This window comes from Myxococcus sp. AB056, from assembly GCF_006547365.1.
GTDB classification, from domain to species: Bacteria; Myxococcota; Myxococcia; order Myxococcales; family Myxococcaceae; genus Myxococcus; species Myxococcus virescens.
Map to the genome: position 1 here is coordinate 33,497 of NZ_VHLB01000072.1, position 10,971 is coordinate 44,467.

The 10,971-nt window shown below is 70.5% G+C and carries 12 protein-coding genes; 9 read left to right on the plus strand and 3 right to left on the minus strand.

Annotated features, from left to right (window positions below; translation table 11 throughout):
• Positions 1-14: 14 nt before the first annotated feature.
• The 8 genes from FMP39_RS26715 (at position 15) to FMP39_RS26750 (ending at position 6,769) form a co-directional block, all read left to right on the plus strand.
• On the plus strand, positions 15-1,721 hold the full coding sequence (locus FMP39_RS26715) for a peptide ABC transporter substrate-binding protein (protein WP_141592977.1): 1,707 nt from the start codon (positions 15-17) through the stop codon (positions 1,719-1,721).
• 85 nt (positions 1,722-1,806) lie between these two features.
• Positions 1,807-2,691 (plus strand): ABC transporter permease subunit, encoded by an 885-nt coding sequence (locus FMP39_RS26720; RefSeq protein ID WP_090491977.1) that lies wholly within the window; start codon positions 1,807-1,809, stop codon positions 2,689-2,691.
• Positions 2,688-3,500, plus strand: coding sequence for an ABC transporter permease subunit (locus FMP39_RS26725; protein WP_141592978.1), 813 nt, complete (start codon positions 2,688-2,690; stop codon positions 3,498-3,500). The genes FMP39_RS26720 and FMP39_RS26725 overlap by 4 nt, the downstream gene beginning before the upstream one ends.
• 104 nt (positions 3,501-3,604) lie before the next feature.
• Positions 3,605-4,066 carry a response regulator gene (locus FMP39_RS26730; RefSeq protein WP_141592979.1) on the plus strand — a complete coding sequence of 154 codons (462 nt, stop codon included), beginning with the start codon at positions 3,605-3,607 and terminating at the stop codon, positions 4,064-4,066.
• 72 nt (positions 4,067-4,138) lie between these two features.
• Complete coding sequence (locus FMP39_RS26735; RefSeq protein ID WP_141592980.1) at positions 4,139-4,684, plus strand: YqgE/AlgH family protein; 546 nt, start codon at positions 4,139-4,141, stop codon at positions 4,682-4,684.
• Positions 4,684-4,941, plus strand: a complete 258-nt coding sequence (locus tag FMP39_RS26740; protein ID WP_011552107.1) for a BolA family protein — start codon at positions 4,684-4,686, stop codon at positions 4,939-4,941. Before FMP39_RS26735 ends, FMP39_RS26740 begins: the two co-directional genes overlap by 1 nt.
• 14 nt (positions 4,942-4,955) lie before the next feature.
• Positions 4,956-5,276 (plus strand): Grx4 family monothiol glutaredoxin, encoded by a 321-nt coding sequence (gene grxD / locus FMP39_RS26745; RefSeq protein WP_011552108.1) that lies wholly within the window; start codon positions 4,956-4,958, stop codon positions 5,274-5,276.
• Between the two features lie 92 nt (positions 5,277-5,368).
• Positions 5,369-6,769, plus strand: a complete 1,401-nt coding sequence (locus tag FMP39_RS26750; protein ID WP_141592981.1) for a DUF2914 domain-containing protein — start codon at positions 5,369-5,371, stop codon at positions 6,767-6,769.
• 10 nt (positions 6,770-6,779) lie between these two features.
• Here FMP39_RS26750 and FMP39_RS26755 read toward each other — a convergent pair whose 3' ends face one another.
• Together FMP39_RS26755 and FMP39_RS26760 are read right to left on the minus strand one after the other, a co-directional pair.
• The gene (locus FMP39_RS26755; RefSeq protein WP_194858574.1) at positions 6,780-8,330 is read right to left on the minus strand and encodes an aminopeptidase P family protein; all 1,551 of its coding nucleotides are present in this window, start codon (positions 8,328-8,330) and stop codon (positions 6,780-6,782) included.
• Positions 8,331-8,361: 31 nt separating this feature from the next.
• On the minus strand, positions 8,362-9,126 hold the full coding sequence (locus tag FMP39_RS26760) for a 16S rRNA (uracil(1498)-N(3))-methyltransferase (RefSeq protein WP_141592983.1): 765 nt from the start codon (positions 9,124-9,126) through the stop codon (positions 8,362-8,364).
• A 161-nt stretch (positions 9,127-9,287) separates the two neighbouring features.
• Here FMP39_RS26760 and FMP39_RS26765 point away from each other — a divergent pair, with 161 nt between their 5' ends.
• A complete protein-coding gene (locus FMP39_RS26765) occupies positions 9,288-10,478 on the plus strand; it encodes a tRNA-uridine aminocarboxypropyltransferase (protein WP_141592984.1) in 1,191 nt (396 codons plus the stop codon).
• Positions 10,479-10,548: 70 nt separating this feature from the next.
• Here the strand turns inward: FMP39_RS26765 and FMP39_RS26770 are convergent.
• Positions 10,549-10,971: tol-pal system YbgF family protein (locus tag FMP39_RS26770; protein ID WP_368667078.1), on the minus strand; the 423-nt coding region annotated here is incomplete at its 5' end.

Consider the following 10,971-nt stretch of genomic DNA (forward strand, 5'->3'; position numbering starts at 1 on the left):
GGGTAGAAGGGGCCTTGGTGGCTCCGCGCGCTCGACTCCGGTGGTGGTGGTACCTGCTGGCCGTGTGGGCCGCGTCGTGTGGGCCGTGCGGCTTCCAGCCAGAGCCCGGCGTGAAGGTGGTGGTGCCGGCCATGCCCACCACGCTGGATTGGAGTCACTCGGACCCGGACAGCTGGGCGAACTACCCGGTGATGCTGGCCACCCAGCGCGGGCTCACGCAGCTGGGGCCGGACCACGGCGTGGAGCCGGGGCTGGCCGCGCGGTGGGAGCGCGTCACGGATGGGCAGGGGCGGGATGTCTACACGTTCCACCTGCGGCGGGACGTTCGCTGGTCGAATGGCGCGCCGCTGGAGGCGCGTGACTTCGTCGTGGGCTGGCGGCGCGCGCTGCAGGGCCGCGAGCGCGGGGAGATGGCGGACCTGGAAGGGGCCTCCGAGGCGCTGGCGCTCCAGGAGCGAGGCGCGCCGGAGGCCGAGGTTCGCGCCGCGTTGGAGCGCGTGGGCGTGGAGGCCGTGGACGCGCACACGCTTCGGGTGACGCTGGCGCGGCCGCGCAGCTACTTCCTGGCGCGCGTGGCCAATGTGTACCTGTTCTACCCGGCGCCCTCGGCGGACCTGGAGGGGAAGTCGGACGAGGAGGTTCGGGACTACTTCGACCGTCCGCGCGAGGGCCGTCCCCTGGCGCTGGGGCCCTACCGCGTCGAGCGGTGGGACCGCGCGGGGGAGCGGGTGCGGCTGGTCCACAACCCGGCGTCGGCCTTTCCTCCGCGGATGGCAGAAGGGGAGACGCCCGTTCCGGTCATCACGCTGATGAAGTCGGAAATCGGCCCGGCGCTGTACGAGCGGGAGCGGGTGGACTTCGTCTTCGTGGACAGCGCCGCGGCGCTGCGCATCCACCGGCCGGACGACTTGCGCCGCGAGTCGTTGCTGTCCACGTACTTCCTGGCCTTCAACACGGAGAAGGCGCCGCTGGACAGGCCCGAGGTGCGGCGCGCGCTGTCCCGGGCGCTGGACCGCGAGGCACTGCTAGCGGGGCTGCTGCCCGCGGCGCGGCCGTCCCATGTGTTGCTGCCACCGGAGCTGCCAGGGGCCGCGACGCCGGAGCAGGCCGCGCGGCTGCCACGCTACGCGCCGGAGCAGGCTCGGGCGGAGCTGGCGGGTGTGGCGGGGCTGGAGCGGCCGTTGCGGCTCGTCTACCGGTCGGGGGATGGATTCGTTCCCGAGGTGGCCATCGCGGAGCGGGTGGCCGCGCAGCTCGCGCGCGTGGGTGTGCGGGTGGTGCTGGAGGCGCGCTCGGATTTCTCGGCGGAGATTGCCCGACGCTCCGCGCAGGGGCCTCGCACGTACGACTTGTACCTGAGGCGCCTGGGGGCGGATTACGCGCACCCGAATACGTTCTTCACGCTGTTCGAGCGTGAGGGCAATCACCAGACGGGGTGGGAGACACAGGCGGGCGGCGAGCCCCTGGCGCGCTTCGAGCGGCTGCTGGAGGCGGGGGACAGCGCGCCGGATGAGGCGACTGCCCAAGCGTCATATGTCCAGGCTCAGGAGGTGCTCGTGGGGGAACAGGCCGTGATTGCGCCACTGTACCACCCGGACCGTTATTACCGCGCGCGCTCGCGGCTTCGCGGGCTGGACGTGGACCCCTTCAACTTCCTGGCGCTGCGCGCGCTTCGCCTGGGGGCGGCGTCGGATGCGCCCCGGGCGGAGGAGTCGCCGTGAGCAACAGCGGCATTCATAGCGGCTTGGGGGACATGCGTGCTTCGCGCGTGGCTCGTGGCGTCGTCCTGCGCTCAAGAGGCGGGCCATGAGGGCCATCGCCCAACGACTGTTGCGGCAGGTGGTCCTGGTGCCTGTCGTGGCCGTGGCGTCGTACTTCCTCATGGCCTCGCTTCCGCTGACCACGGAGACGGACGCGAAGCGGCAGGTGTCGCGTGAGCTCGCGGCCTCGTACCGGAGGGACTTGGGCATCGGCGAGCCGCTGGGCTTCCTGCGCCCGTGGGAGAAGCTCTTTCGCGGCGAGCGTCTGGGCACGAGCGCCCAGGGCATCACCGGCGATGAGCTGCTGACGAAGCTGTCTGGCAGCGTAGGCGTGGGCTTGATGGCGCTGCCACTCGCGCTGACGTGGGCCCTGGGCTTTGCCTTGCTTCGGACCCGGTGGAGGAAAGGCCGGTGGGCCGCGCTCGGTGATGTGGTGCCCGCCGTGGCATTCGGCACGCCCGTCTTCATCCCCGCGCTGCTGCTCGCGCCCGGCGTGGTGGAGCGTGGGCACCTGCTGCCGGAGCTGTGCGCGGCGCTGGTGACGTCCATCTGGCCCGGCATCTTCCTGGGCACGCTCGTGGGCGACTCGCTGGAGGCGGAGTTGTCGCGCGACTACGTGCGCACCGCGCTGGGCAAGGGCTTGTCGCGCGCCGCCGTGCTGCGCCGTCACGTCCTGCCCAACGTGTGGCCCGCGATGCTGGACGCCGTGGGGCCGGTGGCCACGTCGTTGCTCGCCGGTTCCTTCGCCGCGGAGCGCGTCCTGGGCCTGCCGTACTTCGGCCAGCTCTACGTCCTCGCCGTGCTCAACAAGCAGGTGGCCGTCGTCGTCGTCGCCACCACCACCTTCGCGACCCTGCTCGTCATCGTGAGCCTCGCGGTGGAGGTGCTGCGCTACGCCGTGGACCCGCGCTCCCGGGAGGCCTCGGCATGAGCCGCGTTCCCGTGCGCGCCCGCGTCGGCCTGGTGCTCCTGGTGGGACTGGGCCTGCTCAGCCTCGTGGCGGGGCGGCTCTTCCCGGAGGCCCTGGCCAGCACCTGTCCGCTGGGCATGGACCCCACGCGCCCGGACCGCACCGTCTGCGAGCTCGCCTTTGGCGGGCTCTGGGTCTCCCTCGCAGTGGGGCTCGCCGCGGGCGCGCTCTCCACGTTCATCGGACTCGCCGTGGCCGCCGTGGCGCGGCTGTCCGGCGGCGCGGTGGAGCAGACGCTGCTGCGCGCCGTGGACGCCGTCTTCGCCCTGCCGGACGTGCTGGTGGTGATGGTGCTCCAACTCGCGGGGCAGTCGCTCTCCGACGCGGGCGCGGGCGGCGGCCTGGGCCCCTTCGGTCTGATGGTCGTCTCGCTGGCCCTGGTGGGCTGGGCGGGGCCCGCGCGCATGTTCCGCAACCGCCTGGCGACGCTCGAATCCCAGGAGTATGTGGCCGCGTCCCGGGCGCTCGGCGGAGGCGGCCTGCACCTGCTGCGCGTCCACCTGTGGCCCGCGCTTCGACCCTTCGCGCTCGCGGTGTTCCTGTCGCGGCTCCCCGCCGCCATCCTCACCGAGTCCACCGTGAGCTTCTTCGGCATCGCCCGGATGGAGCCCATGTCCCTGGGCCGCTACCTGGGCACCAGCTACGCGGCCCTCATCTACGAGGGCGGCGGCCGGGTGGTGCTGCCCGCCTGGGCGCTGCTCGTGCTGCTGGTGCTCGGTGCCTCGCTCGCCTCCCAGGCGCTCTCCGGGCCCTCTCGCCGGGTGACCTGACGAGCGCTGGAGTTGGGGCCCCCGCCCCGGTGCGACGTGGAATTCCCAACGTTGGGGAAGGCGTTGTCCACACACGGAAACCTTTTGCCCACATTGGTGCCTCCATGTCCCTGACGCCTAGCGAAGAGCTTGCCACCTTCACCGAACTCGACAGCCGCGAGCGCGAGGAGCGCACGGACTTGCTCAAGCTGGAGCCCGCGCGCGCCGCGGTGCTCGTCGTCGAGGATGATCCATCCCACCGCGAAATCCTCGTGGAGATGCTGGCGGGCTGGGGCTACGAGCCCCTGCCCGTGGGCAGCGCCGAGGAGGCTGAATTCGCCGTGCGCAACAAGCGCATGGACGCCGCCATCGTCGACGTCTTCCTGCCCGGTCGCAGCGGCGCCACGCTGATGTCGCGGCTGCGCGAGCGCTTCCCCCAGTCCGTCCTCATCGGCGTCAGCGCCCTGAGCGACGCGGCCATGGCGCGCAAGTGCAAGGGCCTGGGCGCGGACCTCTTCATCGGCAAACCCCTGGATCCCCAGCGGCTGGCCGAGGCCCTCCAGTCCAGGCATACGAGCTGGCACTGATGCCCCCTCTGGCCAGGGGCGCCGGGGCGGGTTCCGGTTGCGCCATCCGCGTGAACGGTTGATGCTCCTGGGGTGAAGAACCTCGCTCCTGGCTTGCTGCTGGCCATGCCCCAGCTCGGCGACCCGAATTTCCACCGCTCGGTCGTCTTGATGCTGGAGCACTCGGAGACGGGCTCCATGGGGCTCGTCATCAACCGGGGGGCCCCCCTGACGCTCGGTGAGCTGGCGCGCGGGCAGAACCTGGGCATCGCCGCCGGGCGGAAGGAACATTCCGTCTACCTGGGCGGCCCGGTGGAGCCCCAGCGGGGCTTCGTCCTCCACGACGACACGGAGCAGCGGGAGAAGCACTCGGTGCTGCCCGGCCTGTTCCTGAGCGTGACGCTGGACGCGCTGGGCCCGCTCCTGACCAATCCGAACCCGCGCCTGCGCTTCTGCCTGGGGTATGCGGGCTGGGGCCCACGCCAGCTGGAGAGCGAGATTGCCGCCGGCTCCTGGCTCTTCACCGAGGCCACCGCGGAGGCGGTGCTTGGCCACGAGCCGTCGAAATTGTGGGATACGACGCTGCGTGGCATGGGGGTGGACCCCGCCATGCTGGTGATGGGAAGGGGAATGAACTGATGCTCGACGCCGAATTCATCCGGGCCCGCATCCTGGAGGCCCTGCCGGGCTCCGAGGTGGAGGTGCGGGACTACACCGGGACGGGAGACCACTACGAGGCCCGGGTGGTGAGCCCCGACTTCGCTGGGAAAGCCATGGTGCAGCAGCACCAGCTCGTCTACGCGCCACTCCAGCAGTGGCTGAAGAGCGGCGAGCTGCATGCGCTCGCGCTAAAGACCTATTCTCCCGAGCAGTGGAAGAAGCTCGGGACTCGCTAGAAGGAGCGGTACCCATGACGCCTGAACTCAAGGCCCGGTTGGAGCAGGAGACCCGGTCGCACAAGATTGTGCTCTTCATGAAGGGCAACGCCCTCTTCCCCCAGTGCGGCTTCTCCGCGCGGGCGCTGCAGCTGCTGCAGCCCCTGGGGCAGGTCCACACGGTGGACGTGCTCGCGGATCCGGAGATTCGCCAGGGCATCAAGGACTTCACCAACTGGCCCACCATCCCCCAGATTTTCATCAACGGGCAGTTCGTCGGCGGCTCCGACATCCTGATGGAGCTGGCCGAGCGCGGTGAGCTGGCCGACCTGGTCGCGGGCAAGAGCCCGGCCTAGCGGAGGACGGGGCCTCGGGGTGTGACGGGCGAGGGGAGACCGATTCCCCTCGCTGCGGCTAGGATGGAAGGCCGCCGCCCCGAGGAACCTCCGTGGTCACTGCTACCCGTCACAACACGCCCGAGAATCCGGACGAAGCCTCCGCCGAGGTGCCCAACGCGGGCCCCGCCGTCGAGGCGAACGTCCCCATCGCAGAGAACCACGCAGCCGTCGCCCTGACGGACACCGTGTTGCCGGCCCAGGCGCCGGGCGTGGTGGTGGACCCGGACGACCTGGTCGACACGGCGAAGACGCCCACCCTCATGGACAAGGTGCAGCAGTTCCGCGCCCGCCATGAGAAGTGGGAGATGGCCGTCTTCTTCTTCGGCGGCTTCATCTACGACGTCCTCACCATCAGCCGCATCGATGACACGCTGACGCTGGCGCAGAACTTCGGCTACCTGCTGGTCCTCACGGGACTGCTGCTGCTGGAGCAGCGCTACCCGGACGGCGTCGAGCCGCCGAAGTTCCTGCAGAAGGTCTGGCGCTGGCGCGAGGACGGCATCCACTTCCTCTTCGGAAGCCTGCTCAGCGCGTTCATGCTGCTGCTCTTCAAGAGCACGTCGGGCGCGCTGCCCTACCTGTTCGTGGTGGGCCTCTTCGCCCTGCTGGCAGCCAACGAGTTGCCCCTGTTCCGCAGGCTGGGGCCCATCATGCGCATGGTGCTGCTCAGCCTGTGCGTGACGATGTACTTCGTCTGCCTGCTCCCGGTGGTGCTGGGGCGCATGGGCTTCTGGGTCTTCCTGCTGGCCGTCGTCATGGGCTGCGCGAGCATCTTCGGGGTGATGCGCCTCATCCGGCGCTGGCGGCCGGACAACCGGTACCTGCTGCGCAACGTGGCCATCCCTGGCTTCGGCGTGCAGGCCGCGCTGCTGGGGCTGTACCTGGTGGGCGTGATTCCGCCGCTGCCCGTGGCCGTGCAGTTCGCGGGCATCTACCACCAGGTGGAGCGGGTGAGCCCGGGCATCTACCACCTGTCCTCGGTGGACTCCGGCGCCTGGTACAAGCCGTGGACGTGGGGCGGGCCGGACTTCCTGATGCAGCCGGGGGACAAGCCCTACTACTTCTTCCGCATCTTCGCGCCGAAGCACTTCCAGTCGTACAAGGTCCGCGTGCGCTGGTACTTCGACGACCCGCAGAAGGGCTGGACGACGTACGGCAACGGCTTCATGGCCACCGTCAGCAGCAACGGCACGGACGGCGGCTACCGTTTCTACGCGACGACGTCCAACCTGAAGCCCGGCAAGTGGCGCGTGGTGCTGGAGACGGAGGCCGGGCACGAAATCCACCGTCTCAACTTCACCGCCGGGCCGGATGCGAACCCCGGGCCCCGCGTCTTCGACGTCGCCGTGTCCACGCTCAAGGACGTGAAGCCCCTGGCGCTGTCGGAGTGGCAGGAGCGGGCCGCGGCCGCGGCGGCGAAACCCGCCACCGCCGCGCCGAAGCCGAAGTAGCGCGCCGGGCCTACTTCTTCTTGCCCTTCCGGGCGGCCTTGTCCGCCGCCCAGAGGGACTTCATCCACGCCTCCACGTCCTTCGCCTTGCGGGGGATGTCGGCGGAGAGGACCTTGCAGCCGCGCGCGGTGACGACGACGTCGTCCTCGATGCGCACGCCGATGCCCCGGTAGCGCTTGGGCACGGTGAGGTCGTCCATCTGGAAGTAGAGGCCGGGCTCCACCGTCAGCACCATGCCGGCCTGGAGCTTCCCGTACTTGTAGGTCTCCTGCCGCGCCTGGGCGCAGTCGTGCACGTCCAGGCCCAGCATGTGGCTGACGTTGTGGAGCGAGTAGCGCTTGTAGAACTGGTGCTCGTCCTTGAGCGCCTCTTCGGCGTCCTCGAGGATGCCCAGGGCCTCCAGGCCCTCCGCGAGCACGCGCATGGCCGCGCGGTTGGGCTCCATGAAGTCGTTGCCCGGCTTCACCTCGGCGAAGGCCGCGTCCTGCGCCTCCAGCACCAGCTCGTAGATTTCGCGCTGCTCCTTGGAGAACTTCCCGGAGATGGGCAGGGTGCGGGTGATGTCCGCGGTGTAGAGCGTCTGGCCCTCCACGCCCGCGTCCAGCAGCAGCAGGTCGCCGGGAACGAGCGGCCCGTCATTGTGGTGCCAGTGCAGGATGCACGCATGGGCGCCGGAGGCGGCGATGGTGCGGTAGCCCACATCGTTGCCTTCCACTCGGGCGCGGAGGTTGAAGATGCCCTCCACGTAGCGCTCCGTCTTCGCCGTCTTCAGGCCGCGGATGACGTCCTCGAAGCCGCGGTGCGTGGAGTCGATGGACGTCTGGAGTTCACGCAGCTCCTGCGCGTCCTTGAGCAGCCGCATCTCCGACAGCGCCTGGGCCAGCCCCTTGTCCTTGTTCTTCTCCGCCGGCTCCGGCACGGCGCCGTCCACCTTGGGCGACAGGCCGCGCAGCAAGCGCGTGGGACGGCTCGCCGCGCCGCTGAGGCCGGAGAGGAAGTCCGGCAGCTCGTTGAGGCTCCGGGCCTGGTCCACGCCGTAGCGGGCCTGGCTCTCCTTCACGCCCAGGCGAGGGCCTTCCCACAGCTCCCCCTTCACGCGGTCGGTGAAGAACGTGGCGTCGGTGCGGCCCGGGTTCGGCTCCACGAAGAGCACGTCGGTGTGGCCCCCCTTCTCCTTGGGCTGGAGGACGAGGACGCAGTCCGGCTCCAGGTTGCCGGTGAGGTAGTAGAAGTCGCTGCCCGGCCGGAAACGGAAGTTGGTGTCGTTGGCGCGCACCTTCTCGTGGCCGGTGGGAATGATGAGCGTCTCGCCGGGGAACAGCTTGGAGAGCGCCCGGCGGCGGGCCTTGAAGGCCTCTGCCTGCTTGATTTTCGGGGGCAGCTTCTTCGCGCGCGGCTTCCACGACTTCATCATGAAGTCGAGCAGGGCCGGCGGCGGCACCGTGTCGTGCGTGGCGGGCTTCGCGGGCGCTGCCGCGGGGGCCTGCTCCTCGGAGGTGACAATCGGCTGTTGCTCGCCCAGGGCGGGCTGAGCGGCGGCGGAAGAACGGGTCGTGGCCATGGACAACTCTTCACCCGACCACGGCGCGCCTTCAAGTCAGAGTTGTCGCGGACGGTGCCGCAATGTCCTCCCGAAGAAGCGCCACCTGCCCCAGGAGGACGGGCACGGCCGTCTCCACGCGAAGAATGCGGGGCCCCAACGAAAACGGGTGGAAACCATGGGCTTCCAGGAGGTCGGCCTCGAAGGGCACCCAGCCGCCGTCCGGGCCAATGGCCAGTACGACGCGTTGGGCCAGACCGACGCCCAGCGCTCGGAGCGACTGCCTCGCGGGCGGGTGGGGGAGCAGGCGGAGCGTCTGGGGGCCGAAGAAGGCGTCGAGCTCGTCTTCGACGAAGGGACGGAAGCGCTCTCGGACCAGCACCTCTGGGAGGCGTGTGTCCCGGGCCTGCTCCAGTCCCTGGATGAGCAGCTCCTGGACGAAGGCGGGGTCCAGCACCTTGGAGTCGAAGTAGCTCTTCTCCACGCGCGCCGCGTTGAGCAGGACGATGCGGTCCACGCCCAGCGAGGCCACCGCGGGCAGCACCTTCTTCAGCGCCTTGGGGCGGGGGATGGCCAGCAGCAGGTCGATGCCCGCGCGCGGGGGCGGAGGCTCGGTGAGGGTGACGCGCAGGTGCAGCACGCCAGCGCTGTTCTCCAGCACCTCGCCGGTGCCGGTGAGGCCTCCCAGGTGTCCTACGCGAAGGGACTCGCCGGGCTCGGCGCGCAGCACCTCGCGGGCGTGCTGGGCCCGCCGTCCGGTGAGGCGCGCGGTGCCGTCGGGCAGGAAGTCTTCGTCCAGGAGGAGCAGCAGGTTCACCGGGCCTCTGTACTCCGTCGCCTGGAGGCTTGGGGAATCTTCGGCCCAGGGGGGGCGGTGCCCGGCCGCCGTTGCCCCGGGGAAGCCGGCCCCCGGGCACCCAGCCTGCCCGGCCCTCCCGTGGTGGGACTTGCCCCTGCTCGGAGCGTGCCGTAAAGGCGATGGCCGTGCGTAACCTCTGCCTGCGTTGCCGCCGTCCCGAGAGCGCGTGTTATTGCGCGCAACTGCCGCCCCGGTTGGAGACTCGCACGCGCGTCGTGTTCCTCCAGCACCCGCGCGAGAGCCGCGTGGCCATTGGCACCGCGCGCATGGCGCACCTGTCGTTGAGCAACTCCGAGCTGCATGAGGGCGTGGACTTCACCGGCCACCGGCGAATCGAGGAGCTGGCCGCGCAGCGGGACTCCGTCGCGGTGCTCTTCCCGGGTGAGGACGCCATCACGGTGGAGGAGGCGCGGCTGAATCCTCCCAAGACGCTCATCGTCGTGGACGGCACTTGGCCGCAGGCGAAGAAGGTCGTGTCGCGCAACCCGGTGCTGGCCGGGCTGCCGCGCATCGGCTTCGTGCCGCGCCGGCCCAGCAACTATCGCATCCGCGCGGAGCCCGCGGACCACTGCGTGTCCACCATCGAGGCGGTGGTGGAGATGCTGGGCATCCTGGAAGGGGACCCCGCGCGCTTCGACACGATGCTGCGGGCCTTCGAGTACATGGTGGATACGCAGTTGGAACGGCAATCCACGCGCACCTCACCCAATCGGCGCCGCATCTACTTCGGGCCGTGGCGTCCACCGCTGGAGCTGCGCGCGCTGGCGGAGCGCTTCGAGAAGCTCGTCGTCTTCTACGGCGAGGCGAACGCGCACCCCGCGGGCGGCGAGGATATTCCCACCGAGCTGGTGCACGCGGTGGCGTGCCGTCCGGCCACCGGCGAGCGCTTCGAGGCCATCATCGCGCCGGAGCAGCCCCTGGCCTACAGCACGCCGCTGCACGTGGAGTTGTCGGAGGACATCCTCCGCGCGGGCGAGCCCCGGGCCGAGGCGATGAAGCGCTTCGAGGCCTTCCTCCGCCCCGATGACGAGCTGGCGGTGTGGACCACGTTCGCGCTGGACCTGCTGTGGGCGGGCGGCATCACCCGGCGTCCGGCGAGCAGCGTGCGCCTGGCCACCGCGCGCGCGCTGAAGGGCAAGGCGGGCGGCGTGGAGCAGGCGATGACGCTGTTGCAGGGGCCGGAGTTGCCGCAGTGGGCCCCGGGCCGCGCGGGCCGGCGCATCCGCGCGCTGGAGTCCGTGGTGCGCGAGCTGGTGGCTCGCGGCAACGCCACCGAGCCGCCTCAGAAGCTGCCTCGCACGGGCAGCTGAGGCCGAGGCCCGTTCCCGTCCGCGCTGTGCGTCGCGGGCGGGCACATGGGGCCGTCATCTCCCGCCCGCCTCAGGGCAGCAGTCCCGTCTTGGCCTCCTTGGCGTAGCGCCCTCGCGGGAAGTCGTTGAGGTACTGGCGGTATTCGTCCTTGGCCCGGTGCGATTCGAGCTTCTCCTCGAAGCACCGCGCGCGCAGGTAGCGCGCCTGCTCGCGGTGGGACGCCCTTGGGCTGCGCTGGGCAATCTCGTCCAGGCCTACCAGGAAGCTCTCGCACTTGCGCGAGTTCACCTTGAGCCGGGCGTAGCCCAGGAATCGCTCGTCGGCGTCCTTGGACATCAGCGCCATGGGAATCAACGGCTCGCGCTGCTTCGGTGATTGCTTCGCCACGGCCTCCGGAGGCGGCTGGGGCTCCGTCGCGGGCGGCCTGGGGACGTTCACCGACGGCACGGGGTAGGGCGCGAACTCGTGGTTCGGGTCCACGGGGGCCGGGGG

Bases quoted from the DNA above. Each gene is read 5' to 3' on its own strand.
- FMP39_RS26720 (WP_090491977.1), top strand. From the start codon at position 1,807: ATGAGGGCCATCGCCCAACGACTGTTGCGGCAGGTGGTCCTGGTGCCT.
- FMP39_RS26730 (WP_141592979.1), top strand. From the start codon at position 3,605: ATGTCCCTGACGCCTAGCGAAGAGCTTGCCACCTTCACCGAACTCGAC.
- FMP39_RS26725 (WP_141592978.1), top strand. From the start codon at position 2,688: ATGAGCCGCGTTCCCGTGCGCGCCCGCGTCGGCCTGGTGCTCCTGGTG.
- FMP39_RS26755 (WP_194858574.1), bottom strand. From the start codon at position 8,330: ATGGCCACGACCCGTTCTTCCGCCGCCGCTCAGCCCGCCCTGGGCGAG.
- FMP39_RS26765 (WP_141592984.1), top strand. From the start codon at position 9,288: ATGGCCGTGCGTAACCTCTGCCTGCGTTGCCGCCGTCCCGAGAGCGCG.
- FMP39_RS26740 (WP_011552107.1), top strand. From the start codon at position 4,684: ATGCTCGACGCCGAATTCATCCGGGCCCGCATCCTGGAGGCCCTGCCG.
- grxD (WP_011552108.1), top strand. From the start codon at position 4,956: ATGACGCCTGAACTCAAGGCCCGGTTGGAGCAGGAGACCCGGTCGCAC.